Below are 14,818 nucleotides of genomic sequence, written 5' to 3' on the forward strand. Positions count from 1 at the left end.
ATAGCCTGCCAGATCAATACCTTTAGAGAGTTCAAACATGATCCTGAAAATTAATGTCAAACTCCATTATCGACTCTCCGCGCCGATGGACCTCTTACTTCAGATCGAAGCCGCCGATCTTGCGGACCAGCGGGTGCGTTCGGCCGAGATTTGGACATCAGACGTTGCGCATTTTTCACGGGTTACCGCCGATGATGGCATAGGAGAGCGGATTTGGATCCGCGCCGAAGGGGATTTTAGCTGCACTTACCTCGCAGAAATTGCCGTTGACCGTCCTATCTTGGACATATCGGCACTGCCCCAAACGCCACTCCATCTTTTGCCCGGAGAGACGATCAAACATTTGATGCCGTCTCGCTATTGCCCGTCAGATGAATTCCAAGCCTTCGTGGACGCCGAGTTTGGCGATCTCGCTGGCGGCGCACGGATTGCCGCGATGCGTGATTGGATCGAGTCGGCTTTTAGCTATGTGCCTGGATCGAGCCACGCACAAACCACCGCGCTCGACAGCTTTGTTCAACGTCAGGGCGTCTGCCGTGACTTCGCGCATGTTCTTGTGACACTAGCACGTGCGTCGTCGATACCGGCTAGGTTCGCGAGCGTTTATGCGCCCGATGTGACGCCACAGGACTTTCATGCCGTGGCCGAGGTCTATCTCGGGGGAAGCTGGCACCTCATTGATCCGACCGGCATGGCAGATGCCAACACGATGGCCCGCATCGGTGTTGGATCCGATGCGTCTGGCGTCGCGTTCTTAACCGCGTTCGGCTCCATAGAATTTGTCAACCAATCGGTATCCGTGACCAGACAAGCTTAGGATCCTGACCCTAGGCATGCAGGCCTGCGATTAAGACACTGACCGCTGCCCTAACAAGAGGGAGGCGGCAGTGGTCTTGCTCAATCGGTTTCGTGTTCTTCGCCCTACAGAACAAGGTCTGCGTTCAACGAATCAAGGGTACGGTAGGCATGCCATGTTGTGTGTCCAAGAATAAGCAAGTCCAAGATCTGCTACATACGAGTAATTCGAAGAAAATTTTTGGAATAACGACTCTTTTCATTGTTTCAACAAACTACCTCAAATTGGAAAAAGCGATGGTTCAAACCGTTATTCATTATTTTCTACATCTTGGCGTGCCCTTAATTATTGCCTATCTTTTTTTCCGTAATGACTATAAACGGGTATATTTAATATTATTAGCAACCATGCTGGTGGATTTAGATCATCTGCTAGCCACTCCTATCTTTTCACCTAATCGTTGCAGTATTAACTTTCATCCACTACACACTTATTATGCGATGGTAGTCTATGTGGTTATGTTATTTTTACCAAAGCCTTATAGAATAATTGGTTTGGGATTATTACTTCACATGCTAACTGATTTAAATGATTGCGTGATGACCTACCTTAATTGCCCACAGTGTTTGAGTGAAGCTCCTGCCCTTAGGCTTGTAGACTGGTTGGCTAAAGCCATTAAGTCTTGAGGTGGCTGTGACTACATCTCTTTATGTTTCTCTTATAGACCGCCTTTTCAGTAACTTCTGGAAGTAGCATGCATACATCGCTACTCAATTCTCAATTCTCAATTCTCAATTCTCAATTCTCAATTCTCAATTCTCAATTCTCAATTCTCAATTCTCAATAAGTCCTCGCATTAAACCATCTGATACTGATAAAAAAATATAAAACTAATAACGCTTTTTATCTGCACCTCTAAACGAACAGTTCTCTTTATACCTCATTGAAAAATAATATATTTTATTCAAAGACAGCTATTTTACAGTTAGTTTCATTATCCCTGTGCTTTTACAACACAGCTTTATTTCTCATAGTGCTATTTTTAAATAGTAAAAGGACGTTTGCCCACTGAGTCATATCCAAACAGGAGCACAAGCAATGAGTAATGTTTATCCCAGAAGCTTTTCGCATGTTGGTCTTTCAGTACCTGATATAGACAAGGCCGTCAAATTTTATACTGAGGTAATGGGTTGGTACACTATCGTGGCGCCTACCAAAATCGTCGAAGACGATAGCCCTGTAGGTCAAATGTGTACAGAAATATTTGGTAAGGGATGGAGTCATTTACACATAGCGCATCTATCCACTGCAGACCGAGTGGGTGTAGAGCTTTTTCAATTTAAGAATCAGGAAGATCCTGAAGATAATTTTGAATACTGGAAAACAGGTATTTTTCACTTCTGTGTCCAAGATCCAAATCTTGAAGAGCTTGTAGAGAGCATCATCGCAGCTGGCGGTAAAAAGCGTATGGAAAAACCCCGTTATTACTATCCAGGTGAAAAACCTTATCGTATGATCTATATGGAAGATCCATTTGGCAATATCGTTGAGATATATAGTCATAGCTATGAGCTGACTTATAGCCTATAAATTAGGCATTTAACTCTATTGCTCAGCTAGTGTTAGATAAACTAAAACCGCCCCGATTTATAACCATCGGGGCGGTTTTGTATGTAAGCTATTATTTTGGTCTGTGATGTATCGGTGAGCAAGGTATGTGAACATTCAACTTTTTAACCAAAGGTAGGCACAAACTAGGCCTCCGTTCATCCGAAATTAATATAAAACCTAACCTCTTTCTGCTAAGTTAAAAGAGATAGCCTTGTTGTCTATCGGTTTGGAGGTGTTATGGATAAAGAGCTAAGAGGTAGTGATTTAGCGCGTGCAATGTTAAAAAGTGGTTATAAAAACATATGGTGTGCTGTCGATGACGAGAGCGATGAACAAGCAATGATGGATAATGACGGTAATGACTTTACCGCTTATATCGTAGCATTTGAAAATGGCTATTTCCGTAGTGATGGCGGGATGCAATGGTTATATGCTGTACCAATTAAGATAGAGGAAATAAAAAATGATTATTGTGCTTGTGGTCGGCATAGAGACTAATAAATAATCAGAAATACCGTAAATACTTTATCTACCAAAAACAAGTGGGATGTGCTCACAGATTTACGCTCACAACCTGATGGATAGTTTTTGATCATAGATACTATAACCAGTTGAAATGTCAGTACAGGCGCACAGATAAGCAAACAATATTATTTCAAGTAAATTGATTGAATGCGACGATAATCAATTAATGGTTTATAGGGTAATTGTCATAGTTGTCATGCTTACTTCTGATGCAATATTAAGTATAAGCCCACTGATAGCATGATGACAAAATTTTAAAAATTAGTCGGTTTGAATATTATTTTATCTGTCGTTAAGACAAGTGAACATCTATCTTGCAGAGGGCTTATCTGCTAAAAAACGGGTTTAGTTTATTTTGCTAAACTAAACCAAGCATCATTAATTGCCGTTTCCTTTGAATTAAAGCGAACAGATATGCCCTCACTATCTGCCGTAGCATACCAAAACTCATCATTCGCGCCTACTTTTACTTCAAAGAGTTTACTGGTTACGATGTTGCCAACAGTATATGTCGATCCTGCTTTAAAAAACGGATTCCCATTCGTACATACCAATTTATCACCAGAGCATACCATGAACTGATTCTCCCATCATTAAAAATTTATACGGAATGTATATCATTCTCGACTGGATTCCAATTTAAATAATGTTAAACAAATGTTTTCTTTATGTAACTTGGACTTATATTCATGAATGATAAAAATAACTTTAAGGATGACTGATTCCCCAAATCTATTTCTAGCTTAAGCCATTAATAATAGTCCTATTGGGACGGCTTAGATGCGAAAACTTACGGATGAGCCAACCGTGAAAGTTGGCGGTTTTGAACTACTGTTAATATGCTTGGTTTGCCAAGTTTGGCTTTATAGTTTTTTCAGTATAATACGGCTTGCAAGTTGAGATGGGGCATGCAGGTACGCCAGAGTTGATCATCTTTTCAAAACCTAACCTAAAATGACCCGCCTGATGCGGGTCATTTTAGTTAGCAGACAACTGATCCTTTTTAACTACTGTTTTGTGATGATTACGATAAAGATATCATGTCTCACTTGTTCAAATACATCTTAGCCAGCCCATCATTGATCTTATCTTGATGACAACAAAGCGCACCATTCTCAGTCATTACCTATTACCCCTCCCGCTACTTTTAGTTTCATTACCTTTCAAAAGTGCGAGACGAGCGATCTTTGTAGCGACAGTGTTAAAACTGAAACTTTGTTTTGCAATTTAGCATACCTTTTACTATGATTACTTTCTTACGGGAAACTAACGATAGGTAACAATATGAAAATAAACAAGCTATATGCCAGTATCGCATTGACCAGTGCTTTATTGCTCACAGGATGCGGCGGTGATGATGACGGTGAATATATAGTAGGCAACAATGACAATACTGGCCCTATCATCAATAATGAGCTGAATTACACCGTATTCGATGCTTTTACAGATGTGTCAAATGATGAGTATATAGAGGGATGGGGCAAGCTTGCCTACAAATTTAGTAATAGTGGCTTTACAGAAACCATCTCTACCGTTGTGGGCAGCTCGGCTACTGCCTATCAAAACAGCAGAGATGATGAGGGAAATAACTCAAACTACTATGTTGGCAATAAAGTATTCATAAAAGTGAGTGATGAGTTTGACAACCGATTCTACAAGCTAAAATTTACTGATAGTGACAGCTTTGAATCAAGAATTCAGACCGATAATGCAGCCATTGATAGTGTTTATGATATCGAAACTTTAGACCTTAGCGGTATCAAGAAGTTAGCCAATAATGCTGACACAGGCATTAGCACTGTCTTAGACTATGATTATTTCCCAGACAATATTTCCTTCCCTACCGGCTCTCAATGCTATATTTTTCAGGAGACACCATCTCAGTCCTATTATTATTTTTATCAGCAAGCTTCTAGAGAAGAAATCACTATCAATGAATGGATCGCCGAACAAAAACAAGGCAACGTGGTAAAAAACCTCGTTCAAGAAAAAGTTGGACTGAATAACGAACTGTCAGCTGCTAGATATACTGATGAGTATGGCAATATTGTAGCCGCTGTTGAGTACAATGGTTTGGTCTATGATTCTGATTTTTATCAAAAAGGCGTTAAAGAAGATAGTGATACGGACTTTACGGCCGATGTTGTCGATTGTGACCTGTACAATACTGTTGCGGCTGATTTCATAGAAGCACAAATCAAAGCCAATTATTAGAAATAACTTTGTGCTAAAAGATAGCTGTCATATTACTAGCTTTAGCACTAAGCAATCATTATCTTGCCTCATAAAAATAAAATAAAAATAGCGCCTGCAATGGGCGCTATTTTAATGAGGCAAACTCTATAATTGTGCCAACGTTTCAAAGACTTCGTTCAACCATTAGCATACACCTGCTTACCCTAATCTGTACTTTCAACAACTACAATTGCGCTTCCCATTAACTAGTCTAATAGAAGTCTGCAATCACCCGTAGCACTTATGACTGTCATAAAACTGCTATTAACGAATGTCAGACGTGAGTGGCGGAAAATTCAATTATAGTAAGTACTAGTGCGTGTCCTCAATTCAATCGATAGTAATCTAAATGGATTAAAACAAATAAAAGGATGGTCTTATGAAAAATTTAGCACTGGGAGTAGTAGCAGGACTTGGATTAAGCGCTTGTGCTAGTGGCATAAGCGGTGGAACGACAGTTAATAATCAAAGTAACGACATTGATAAAGTTGTCACGCAATACCCCGTTGAGACTGCGATGCTCAACATCTATACCAAACAACGGAGTGAAAAACTGGTTGCTATTGTAGGCAATCAAAGTGCCTCAGCGGATATTCAAATCACGCCTAAGGGCAGTATTCAATTCAATAATAAAGCAGTGCAAGGTGCCGAAGTAAATACCATCAATAAAGTGAATAATCGAATCACTGATCAGTCAGTCGCTATCAATTACTTTACCCTGAATCCATTAGTGTTTCATGGCTTTACAGATAGCAAGGGCAAATACTCGCTATCGAACCAGACAACCGTTATTCCTAAGATGGCTACCGTCGGTGACTCAAATAAGTTGATGACTGAAACCGTCTATGCTAACAGCAGTATGCGTAAAAAAATAGGATCGTATGAGCAAGACTGGGCTCTTACGCGAGACACCAATAATACGGCATGGCTCTGTATAGAAAACTCAAAAAACTTATTACTGAGCTCTGATCCTATAGGCACTTCATCCGAATGCTACAAAATCAATGCTAAAGGCGATATCTTAGCGAGCAAAGTCACACTAAGGCAGCCATCTGCTAATGGTACGAAGACAGTGGTATTTACCAGTCAGTAGTTTATGCACATATCCTTGTATGTAGAGTAAGCATTGGATACTCATACAAATAGCGAGGTTTTTTCTAACGTATGACCTGTTTTTAGGTTATAGAGCAAGCCAACGATATAATTGGCTTGCTCCATTTTTCTAAAATAATTCCCGCCAACCTAAATATGTGTGTTGTCAGCTCGTTTGGAACAACACCAATATTTTTCCAGATTTTATGATCCATTTACTGTGTAGCGTACAATAACTTCATTATCGAGTACTACATTGGTTGACCAAATGAATTCAGCATCTGCTTTTTTATTATCAAAAATATCTATGAAATTGGTATAAGCTGATTTATTGTCTACCCCAATGGTTTGGTTACTATAGGTGGTGGCATTCGGCCAACTAGAATCATCAAAGTCTGCTTGTTGCCAGTTGGCAGGCAATTCCCAGTGCAGGCCGTAATCTGCCGAACCATCTTGCACATTGCCGGTGGTAACACAATTACTAGATAGCCGCTCGCTACCTGACTCACTAACACAGGACAAGTCTCTAATCGGCGCGGTATAAAAGGTTTGTGCTTTCCAGTTTTCATCGGTTTTGGCGATGATGCTATTGTCTTTATCTTTGATCACAGCGACTAGACCACCGTCTCCTGCATGAAACTCTGAGCCGTTATTGCTTTCTGAACCAATACCTAAGTTTTCTTCCCAATCTACCAGATGCATAGCAACGGTAAACGGTGCTTTTGCCTTAAAACGTACAATGTTTGAATTGAACTGAGTAAATGGTACATTGTCACGTCCGACGGCTACGCCATTTACGTACATCTCAAAATAATTATCTGCAAAGACATAAGCGGTATACACCTCACCATCTGCGTCTATTTCAATGATGTCTGAACCATCAAGTTGTTCTAACGCTTCACTGGCGGTGCGATAGTCGTTGCCCGTACAAGGGTTGTTTAAGTCAGATGCCACTGGGAAATCTGTATTGAGTAAGTTGGTCGCTGCTGGTACTGTCCACGATTTACCGTCAGTTGACTGGATACTGCCGATGTTGGTTTGACGACCGCGATCACATTCATAGGCATTTGTCACATCAGTCTGGGCAAGACCTTGAGTTAAGCTAGCAGTGCCAGTATAACTGCTGGCATCTGCACTACTTATTGATGCTGTCGTTTGCTCATTGGCATCGGTAGCTGCTGAGTCTATTTGGGTTTGGCTACACGCCGCTAGCAATACAGCAGATATTGTCGTGGTTAGCAAAGCAGGTATTAAAATAGGTTTCATTAGGGTTCCTTAGCATTATATATGGTTATTATTTGAACTCAGCTCACAGCCTCAAACATTAGGCGTTAGGCTTTAGGCTTTAATCAATGAGCACCAACAACTGGGTTTTATCATCAAATAAACGCTACTTTTTCTGTGTATCATCAGTGCGTTTATAAGTCTGTACGGTCGTACCCTCTGGATCAATAAACTCAAAAGTATAAATATCTTTGGTCGCTTCAGTAGCACCCCAACCATAGTTAAGTTTATGCTCTTGACCGTCATGGGTATACGTTAGACTATATTGAGTCGGGCTTATAATCTTGTAATCTGTGATCTCGGCTCCACGCAAAGGCGTTAGCGCTGGACGAACGCCGTGCGTATACGCTTGCGGTGAAATTTCATTTTCTGGCGCTGTCGTATCTGGATTCACAGTGACCTTACCGCGCAAACCTGCAATTAAATACGGAAACTCTGAGGTAGCATGGTATTCATAGCTACCGTCTTCATTGAATTTTCCTAAATATTCATCAAGCTCATCATCCGTTTCACCATAGACAGGAAATCCGTCTAGCGCATAAGCAATGGGCTTACCTTCACCAACTTGTGACTGTAGGTGGGTTGGTGCAAGATGATAATGGTAGTCATCAGCGCGTCCAGAATGCCCGCCCCAATTGTCTAATTCTCCGAATGCTTTGGCATCCTCACCACGATTATTTAATGGGTTGAATATAGGAATGCCATTAGCTGCAATAGCGATGGCCCCTTTCATAAAATTGTCTTTGGCCATCAAAGGCTCATCGGCAAGCTCAGGCTGTAAGGGAATGACCCAACTGTTCTCATTGGTATAATCCTGGTCAATAGGTACTTGCTGTTGCCAACTGGTGATACCTGTCATCATTTCGTGGCTTGGAATACCATTTGATTCGACATACAGATACTTATCATCATGGTGAGTACTAACGTTATCGAATGAGCCAAATACTGACGTCATCAAATCAATATCATTGGCTGGTACTGGCAAATGAGCAACCGCCTCTTTGGTCTTTTCACCGATATTTTGGGCCGTCTCAGTACTGCTACAGGCGACAAGTAAAGCCGTTGCACCCAATACTCCAAAAACTGAATAGGTAATTTTTGACGGTCGGTTTTTCTTGTGGCGTATATTCAAAACATAGAACAAAACCAAACCACTCGCTAAGACCAAGCCACCCAACAAGTAGAAAAATAAGACAGAGCGTGTGTCACTGTTATCCGTTATAACAGAGCTTTCCGCATCCATTTTGTTTAGCGCAGTCCCACTGTCATTGGCGATAACAGTAGTATCGCTTGGATTTTGGATAGCCGTTAATTGATTACTACTTACTAGATTTTCAATCACTGCTAGCTGATTGATCGCTTGAATATGTGCGTTTTTTTCCAAAATATAGGTTTGATCATTGGCTGAAAAGTCTGACAAATCAAAAGAGAGCAACTGATGGTGGCTATCCGTTAAATAAACAGTACCGTCTTCTAATTTAATAAAATCAGCAGCGACACTAGGCTGGCCGATGATCTGCCATTCTTTGGCAGGCAGAGTATGTGAACTAGGATCATGGGCGTAGGCAGAGGTCAATGATGAAACTTGTATGGCAGTGACAATAGCAAGCAAGCTGAAAGCTCGAGCCGTTTTTATAAGGGTCATAACACGCTCTCGTTTGAATTGATATTTGAAAGTTAGTCATAGTAAGACTGATATATTTATACGCACCTGTCTAACCATCATGGCTACTTATCGTTATTCACACAAAAAATTGTAGTGACAAAATCATGAATTCATTATATTGAGAAGATAATATCAATTTTTACTTTAGAGAAACTTTAAGAAGTGTTAAGTCCTATTGCCTTTTTTCCTATGAAAATCCCATAGACTATATCTTCGCCTGATGTCCTATAATCAATCGTGATGCAACGTATGACAGTAACTACTAGTGTTCTTATATTAGATAGCATCGTGCAAAATCAAAAACGCATCCCACTGTCTTCTAAACATTGCAGCGGGTTTTTATCAGACGCACAAGGTTGTATTTTTTTGAGTTCATCAAGCGATAGATATTCAAAATAATTGGTCAGTGCAACACGAGCATCTGGATCGTTTATAAAATAACCATCATCATATATTTTATCTTTCCAACTTGGATTTACTCGATACAAATAAGACTTATAGTCTATATTGGCTAACGCCTCGTCAGGGAGCTGATCAAAAGGGCCATCGTAATAGTTGTTTTTATAAACATTATTGGCATTGACGCCTACTAATATGGCAAATTTCTCCATAGGCAAGTACACAAATTGAGTCCTAGCACCCACTTTAAGTACCTCGCCAACAGGATAATAAAACTCATCATCTCTGGATAAAGGATTAATATAATAAAAGTTATCGGTAGTAGGATGAAATGCCAAATAGAGTGTGACCCCCGAATCGTCCATCATGGGTAGGTTTACTTCAAAACCTTGACTCTCAAGCGTCTTTACAAAGTAAGCATCCGTCTCTATCTGATTAATCTCAATATTTTTTTTGATATTTTTGAAGGTCAATTGATATAAGTTAGGTTGATGCTCTTTCAGGCTAAATATGTCTGATGATTTATATAGTTTATGATGCGTTTTAAACTCACCCCGTTCTTTGCCGGCTATGTCATAAAAATATATAAAGGATAAGCTGCCCTGCTGTCTTAACTTATGACCCACCAACATATTGCCTTTTATTAAGTTGCCTTGATGGTAAAAGTTAAAATAATAATAGCCTTCTGAAGGGTAAATAGTGAGGGTGTCACCAGTCTGTGATAGCACGTATGCAAAAACGTCATCTACATTATCAATATCAAGCTCAGTATCCTGATACAGTTCATTGATCATTTTCTCGTTGGTATTTAAAGCAGTGGCTTGAGCAGAATACAAAAAAAGCAAACTCATCAGTAGGTAACAAAAGGTTTTCATGAATACTCTCCAAAACGTGGCTTAGTACATAAAAAATGACAGCTAAATTTTTAACTGTCACCCTGCTTTACTTATAGATAGCATATGTAGCATTGCTCAATTATTTTGCTAGTTTCATAGACTCAAGTTCAACGTTTTCATCATTGATCCCTATTTTGGTAGTAATACAATTATGTTTTTTTATAGTTTTACCAAATAGATGACCTGCGCTTTGCGCCAGTTCTTCTTCACCACCCGCAAATTCACGTGCTTTAAAAATCTTAAATGATTTTTTGGACCAATGCGAATCAGACTTGCCCCAACGATGCCCTTGGGATTTAGTTTCTGTCATTTGGCTTTCCATAAAAGCGCCACAAACGTCACCATAGCTTTTTTCAATCATGTTATTGTCTTCAGCAAACTTAGTAAGAGCTACTTGCGATGCTGTTTCTTCCGTCGGTGCACTCACTTTAACGGTACTACGTTTACGCTTATGCCTAGGCTCTTTATCCGTTGTACTCCAGTTGTGGTTTCTGATACTCACGTCACTATTCTCAGTTAAAGTAATACCACTTTTGGCACCTGCCATATCATCGGCGGCATGGCTGAGCCCTATTAAAGACATACTAAGTGTCAGTATCGTTATTTGCTTATAAATATTCATAATATACATCCTTGTGTAAAAGTACTTAATATCAATAAATCACTGTGAATAGCTGAAACCACTGTAAGAAGCTACGTAGATTTACCATCAAATGATCCACATGACGGACTATCTGCCCGAACCTCCTTAGGGTCTTGATTGGTTCTTAAAATCTTCGATAGCTTCAAGAGCTTTGTCTTTTCTTCTTTGCCAAGGCCATCTAAATCCCTCTTCCTTATCAACTTCGACATCATTTGAATTATTAATGGCACTTGATTGATTGCTGATTTTCATTGCTTCTTTTTTCTGCATACTTGAGGGTGCAGCGTCCTTGACACTCATCATTGAGGTTTCAGAGATGCGTAAGTGTTGGATATCAACGTCTTCAGCATGAGAGATGATAGCTAACGGAAAAATAAAAATGCTAGTTAAAATGGCTTTCCATAATTTCATCGTGGTAGTCCTTTATAGTTAATGAACTAACAGCACTTTGGACGCTCAGGTGTCGCTACTTCTTTGTTCTTCTTTTGCCAAGGCCAGCGCCATCCTCGTTCAGCATCAACTTCTACATCGCTGCCGTCTTGAATGGCGTTCGATTTTTCGCTCATGTGGTCATTTTCGTTATGCATTTTCATGGTTGATGGTGCTGCTTCATTGACGCTCATCATTGAGGTTTCAGAGATACGTAAGTTTTGAGTATTAACGTCTTCAGCATAAGCGATGGTGGCTAACGGTAAAATACAGATGCTGGCGAGTATAGCTTTTGCTAATTTCATAGTTATCGTCCTTTATGGTTGCTTAACTCCGATATGCGAGATTAAAAATCCATACAGCCAATTAATTTGATTAGCAAAACTAACCAAATTAATTAGTATAACTAGGTATAGCAGAAATATTCATGATTTTCCATGAATATATTTTATACAATAGATATAGACAGCTTGTCTAAAACCAGATGACAAAATGATGTTTTAACCCTCCCCATCAACCGAAAAGCGCTTCTTTCCCGTCAATAACACCTCCATCACCGCCAGCATTTTACACCAAATTATTACCTCTCCTGTGAGCAATACTGAGATTGCTATACCAAATGCTGGCATTAGTTGAGGAAACAGCATAACCTTGGAGGCAGTATTTCGACTGAGCAGCTATCGCCACAGTACAAAGCCAATCGGGATTGGGATGTAAATGCTCATCTGCCGTGGGAGACGCCAGTAAACGGCGTCTCGGTCTGATAACGACGATCGAGTAAACATGACATTGTACTTATGGCTATGGCTATTTTTGGAGAAATGATGACTGTTGTAAGCCAATCCCGCCGAGCAGCGACATCAGCTGTGCTTGCCCTAATGATATGGAGCGTAAGTTTCTTTCTCCATTTTTTTTGGGAGATGGCACAGGTCCCGTTCTTCTCCGGCATGGCCGAAGCAAGACACTGGGACGTGGTCTGGCTTTGCACGCGTGCGACCGTCGGTGATGCCAATATTGCTTTTGGCGCTTACATGCTTGCGGCATTGTTTGTAAAAGACTGGTTCTGGATTGCAAAGCCGTGGCGTCTGTCGACTTTATCGATATACCTTGGCGTTGGCCTAGCTGTGACAATACTCTTTGAGTACTGGGCCACTGGAGCTGGCCAAAGGTGGAATTATAGTGGACTGATGCCTGATGTCCCGTTAATGAGCATAGGTGCGTTGCCGCTCACTCAGTGGGTGGTCATTCCGATAGTGTTAATCTACACTGTCAAATGGATATTCCTAGGTTGGCAGATATCCAAGTAATGGAGACTAGCATTAAAGGCAGTTGGTACTATTTAGCTCCATTACACCTGAAAGACAGGCGCGAACCCACCTCCTGGTGTACGGAAATTAGTCGTCTGACCTTGATACACACGCGCCGCAGGTAGTAGCAGTTGTCCATCATACGTATAAAGACGTATATCCACCTTTCTCGTTGTGACAGTGTCATCAATTTTTATTGATCGCTCTCCTGCAGGAACAAAGGTCTGTGCGATATAATCCTCATCAAGGATGTTCTCAAAAACGCGTCGAGTCAGCTTGCTACCGCGATAGACCCCTTTGCTTCCATGACCCGCAACTGGCTTAAAAAACAGCTGTCGCCGAGTACGCCACAACGCTGCTGCCTCGTCTTTTGATACAAGCTTAGTCCTTGGCACAGACCTTTCGAGACATTCTACTGCTGCATCATTCAGTCCCCAAGCGCGTAATGTCTGCGAATCGGATAGCAAGGTCAGGTTGTGCTTATTGGCCAACATAGCATGCACATGGGGATTGGGTGTCACCACCACAGCACCTTCTAGATATGCACGCTTAAGCAGTGCATGATCAGGCTCTTCAAATGTGAAGTCGACCAGCCGATTGTAGACCATATCGATTTTCTGTCCATGGGCTGTCAGAGCACCATCGACATAGTCGAGTTCAGAGGGATCTAGTATCACAGTATCAACGCCTCTATCTTGGAGCAGTTGACGTACTAACTCGAACTCCAAAAACATGAACTGATTCTTAGGGTCATTATCCACGATGGCTATTCGGTTGGGCATAGCAACAGCAGACTGTCTTTGCCATTCCTGTTTGAACATAGTAAACACTGACTCCTCAAATGTATCTAACATTTGAGTCGTTGCAGCGCTTTGCTGTGAGGCGTTACAACAGCGTTTTTGTGCGCGAGCGAGCAACACATTAAGAAATGCGCCTCCAGCATTGGTATTGACCTCTATGAGCTGAGGGCCATCACGACCCAAGTGAAAATCATAGCCCATCAGAGCCCCTATTGGACCTGGGTCAAAAGCAGCGATTTTGGGCGCCCATGACAATACTTGCTGTTGGTAAGATGGAAGTCTAGCAGCCGACTCGATAGCTTCAACGATCCGCTCCATCGCCGCTATCTCTGTTTTGGGAACGAACACTGGTGTTGCTGAAAAAAGCTTATTAAGCTCGTTCGCTCCTATTGAATTGTTTCTATTTTCTGCCAATTGATCTTGCAGGCTTGTATTGAGCGCCTTACGATCGAGGGTAATGCAGTAGCACTCTTGATTCAGTCGATTTGCGAGACCGTCATTCATCTCATCATTGTTGCTGGTTAGGTGTTCCATTTAAACCTCGTTGTTAAGTAGAGTACTTACGCTGACATACTCTAGTAAGTAGGCAAAGGCCACACCCGTATAGAATAAAAATATTGAAGATATCAGAACTGGAATAGTGAATTTTTTATATAATCCAGGGGCTATGAATGACCAAATTTGATACAGGATATAAGGCATTGCTAAAAATGCGGCGACGAATATCGTTAAGCGATTGGGTGCCATAAAATTTGACGTGATGTCAGTGGCAATCATATGAGTGCCGCTATTTATAAGCGGCGCGCTTCATACTTTGTGATGATCATCAGTAGTAACAGGGCTGATTTCTGTATCATCAATCTGAGTATTTGCAACTGGACTACTATTTTCACGGCTAAGTACACGATTCTTGTGATGTTGCTCGGTTTCTTCATCTTTGACTGCTTCTTTAAAACCCTTTACTGCACCGCCTAAATCTTTGCCCGCATTTTTAAGCTTAGCAGTGCCAAATACGACCACTACCACAACCAATAAAATCAGCCAATGTGTAATAGAAAAGCTGCCCATAACGTGATCCTTATATTTTAAAGTCTTGATAAGACCAGTATGTGTATGTGTGCTTTAGAAACTGATC

General features: G+C 41.0%; 16 protein-coding genes and 1 pseudogene. 7 read left to right on the forward strand and 10 right to left on the reverse strand.

The window, feature by feature from the left end:
* Positions 1–37: 37 nt before the first annotated feature.
* From I6E86_RS10570 to I6E86_RS10585, 4 genes are all read left to right on the forward strand, one after another.
* A complete protein-coding gene (locus I6E86_RS10570; protein ID WP_197177423.1) occupies positions 38–817 on the forward strand; it encodes a transglutaminase-like domain-containing protein in 780 nt (259 codons plus the stop codon).
* A gap of 275 nt (positions 818–1,092) precedes the next feature.
* Entirely contained in the window at positions 1,093–1,482 is a 390-nt protein-coding gene (locus I6E86_RS10575; RefSeq protein WP_197177424.1) for a DUF6122 family protein, read from the forward strand.
* Positions 1,483–1,894: 412 nt separating this feature from the next.
* On the forward strand, positions 1,895–2,386 hold the full coding sequence (locus I6E86_RS10580) for a lactoylglutathione lyase family protein (RefSeq protein WP_197177425.1): 492 nt from the start codon (positions 1,895–1,897) through the stop codon (positions 2,384–2,386).
* 258 nt (positions 2,387–2,644) lie between these two features.
* The gene (locus I6E86_RS10585) at positions 2,645–2,905 is read left to right on the forward strand and encodes a hypothetical protein (RefSeq protein WP_197177426.1); all 261 of its coding nucleotides are present in this window, start codon (positions 2,645–2,647) and stop codon (positions 2,903–2,905) included.
* 377 nt (positions 2,906–3,282) lie between these two features.
* On the opposite strand, the gene I6E86_RS10590 is transcribed toward I6E86_RS10585, so the two are convergent.
* Complete coding sequence (locus tag I6E86_RS10590) at positions 3,283–3,507, reverse strand: hypothetical protein (RefSeq protein ID WP_197177427.1); 225 nt, start codon at positions 3,505–3,507, stop codon at positions 3,283–3,285.
* A 709-nt stretch (positions 3,508–4,216) separates the two neighbouring features.
* Between I6E86_RS10590 and I6E86_RS10595 the strand changes: the two genes are divergently transcribed.
* Both I6E86_RS10595 and I6E86_RS10600 read left to right on the forward strand, forming a co-directional pair.
* The gene (locus tag I6E86_RS10595) at positions 4,217–5,146 is read left to right on the forward strand and encodes a hypothetical protein (protein WP_197177428.1); all 930 of its coding nucleotides are present in this window, start codon (positions 4,217–4,219) and stop codon (positions 5,144–5,146) included.
* 400 nt (positions 5,147–5,546) lie between these two features.
* Positions 5,547–6,260: a hypothetical protein gene (locus I6E86_RS10600; RefSeq protein WP_197177429.1), complete on the forward strand. Its 714-nt coding sequence runs from the start codon at positions 5,547–5,549 to the stop codon at positions 6,258–6,260.
* A 203-nt stretch (positions 6,261–6,463) separates the two neighbouring features.
* Here I6E86_RS10600 and I6E86_RS10605 read toward each other — a convergent pair whose 3' ends face one another.
* The 6 genes from I6E86_RS10605 to I6E86_RS10630 all read right to left on the reverse strand — a co-directional run bounded on the left by I6E86_RS10605 (position 6,464) and on the right by I6E86_RS10630 (position 11,881).
* Positions 6,464–7,525, reverse strand: coding sequence for a hypothetical protein (locus tag I6E86_RS10605; RefSeq protein ID WP_197177430.1), 1,062 nt, complete (start codon positions 7,523–7,525; stop codon positions 6,464–6,466).
* A gap of 124 nt (positions 7,526–7,649) precedes the next feature.
* The gene (locus I6E86_RS10610; RefSeq protein ID WP_197177431.1) at positions 7,650–9,188 is read right to left on the reverse strand and encodes a YHYH protein; all 1,539 of its coding nucleotides are present in this window, start codon (positions 9,186–9,188) and stop codon (positions 7,650–7,652) included.
* Between the two features lie 317 nt (positions 9,189–9,505).
* Positions 9,506–10,483, reverse strand: a complete 978-nt coding sequence (locus tag I6E86_RS10615) for a hypothetical protein (protein ID WP_197177432.1) — start codon at positions 10,481–10,483, stop codon at positions 9,506–9,508.
* Between the two features lie 100 nt (positions 10,484–10,583).
* Positions 10,584–11,126 carry a hypothetical protein gene (locus I6E86_RS10620; protein ID WP_197177433.1) on the reverse strand — a complete coding sequence of 181 codons (543 nt, stop codon included), beginning with the start codon at positions 11,124–11,126 and terminating at the stop codon, positions 10,584–10,586.
* 126 nt (positions 11,127–11,252) lie between these two features.
* A complete protein-coding gene (locus tag I6E86_RS10625; protein WP_197177434.1) occupies positions 11,253–11,558 on the reverse strand; it encodes a hypothetical protein in 306 nt (101 codons plus the stop codon).
* 26 nt (positions 11,559–11,584) lie between these two features.
* Complete coding sequence (locus tag I6E86_RS10630; protein WP_197177435.1) at positions 11,585–11,881, reverse strand: hypothetical protein; 297 nt, start codon at positions 11,879–11,881, stop codon at positions 11,585–11,587.
* Between the two features lie 492 nt (positions 11,882–12,373).
* Here I6E86_RS10630 and I6E86_RS10635 point away from each other — a divergent pair, with 492 nt between their 5' ends.
* Positions 12,374–12,883 carry a hypothetical protein gene (locus tag I6E86_RS10635; protein WP_227680625.1) on the forward strand — a complete coding sequence of 170 codons (510 nt, stop codon included), beginning with the start codon at positions 12,374–12,376 and terminating at the stop codon, positions 12,881–12,883.
* Between the two features lie 41 nt (positions 12,884–12,924).
* Here the strand turns inward: I6E86_RS10635 and I6E86_RS10640 are convergent, their stop codons facing one another.
* The 3 genes and pseudogenes from I6E86_RS10640 to tatA all read right to left on the reverse strand — a co-directional run bounded on the left by I6E86_RS10640 (position 12,925) and on the right by tatA (position 14,751).
* Positions 12,925–14,217, reverse strand: a complete 1,293-nt coding sequence (locus tag I6E86_RS10640) for a hypothetical protein (protein WP_197177436.1) — start codon at positions 14,215–14,217, stop codon at positions 12,925–12,927.
* Between the two features lie 42 nt (positions 14,218–14,259).
* A pseudogene (locus I6E86_RS10645) lies at positions 14,260–14,460 on the reverse strand (twin-arginine translocase subunit TatC); the annotation flags it as partial.
* Positions 14,461–14,490: 30 nt separating this feature from the next.
* A complete protein-coding gene (tatA, locus tag I6E86_RS10650) occupies positions 14,491–14,751 on the reverse strand; it encodes a Sec-independent protein translocase subunit TatA (protein ID WP_197177437.1) in 261 nt (86 codons plus the stop codon).
* Positions 14,752–14,818: the final 67 nt, after the last annotated feature.

It is taken from the genome of Psychrobacter sp. SWN149, from assembly GCF_015864565.1.
Classification (GTDB): domain Bacteria; phylum Pseudomonadota; class Gammaproteobacteria; order Pseudomonadales; family Moraxellaceae; genus Psychrobacter.

Excerpts from the sequence above, each read along its gene's own strand:
- I6E86_RS10620 (WP_197177433.1), bottom strand. The coding sequence starts at position 11,126 with ATGAATATTTATAAGCAAATAACGATACTGACACTTAGTATGTCTTTA.
- I6E86_RS10605 (WP_197177430.1), bottom strand. The coding sequence starts at position 7,525 with ATGAAACCTATTTTAATACCTGCTTTGCTAACCACGACAATATCTGCT.
- I6E86_RS10600 (WP_197177429.1), top strand. The coding sequence starts at position 5,547 with ATGAAAAATTTAGCACTGGGAGTAGTAGCAGGACTTGGATTAAGCGCT.
- I6E86_RS10625 (WP_197177434.1), bottom strand. The coding sequence starts at position 11,558 with ATGAAATTATGGAAAGCCATTTTAACTAGCATTTTTATTTTTCCGTTA.
- I6E86_RS10590 (WP_197177427.1), bottom strand. The coding sequence starts at position 3,507 with ATGGTATGCTCTGGTGATAAATTGGTATGTACGAATGGGAATCCGTTT.
- I6E86_RS10580 (WP_197177425.1), top strand. The coding sequence starts at position 1,895 with ATGAGTAATGTTTATCCCAGAAGCTTTTCGCATGTTGGTCTTTCAGTA.
- I6E86_RS10610 (WP_197177431.1), bottom strand. The coding sequence starts at position 9,188 with ATGACCCTTATAAAAACGGCTCGAGCTTTCAGCTTGCTTGCTATTGTC.
- I6E86_RS10640 (WP_197177436.1), bottom strand. The coding sequence starts at position 14,217 with ATGGAACACCTAACCAGCAACAATGATGAGATGAATGACGGTCTCGCA.
- I6E86_RS10615 (WP_197177432.1), bottom strand. The coding sequence starts at position 10,483 with ATGAAAACCTTTTGTTACCTACTGATGAGTTTGCTTTTTTTGTATTCT.
- tatA (WP_197177437.1), bottom strand. The coding sequence starts at position 14,751 with ATGGGCAGCTTTTCTATTACACATTGGCTGATTTTATTGGTTGTGGTA.
- I6E86_RS10595 (WP_197177428.1), top strand. The coding sequence starts at position 4,217 with ATGAAAATAAACAAGCTATATGCCAGTATCGCATTGACCAGTGCTTTA.
- I6E86_RS10630 (WP_197177435.1), bottom strand. The coding sequence starts at position 11,881 with ATGAAATTAGCAAAAGCTATACTCGCCAGCATCTGTATTTTACCGTTA.
- I6E86_RS10570 (WP_197177423.1), top strand. The coding sequence starts at position 38 with ATGATCCTGAAAATTAATGTCAAACTCCATTATCGACTCTCCGCGCCG.
- I6E86_RS10585 (WP_197177426.1), top strand. The coding sequence starts at position 2,645 with ATGGATAAAGAGCTAAGAGGTAGTGATTTAGCGCGTGCAATGTTAAAA.
- I6E86_RS10575 (WP_197177424.1), top strand. The coding sequence starts at position 1,093 with ATGGTTCAAACCGTTATTCATTATTTTCTACATCTTGGCGTGCCCTTA.
- I6E86_RS10635 (WP_227680625.1), top strand. The coding sequence starts at position 12,374 with ATGGCTATGGCTATTTTTGGAGAAATGATGACTGTTGTAAGCCAATCC.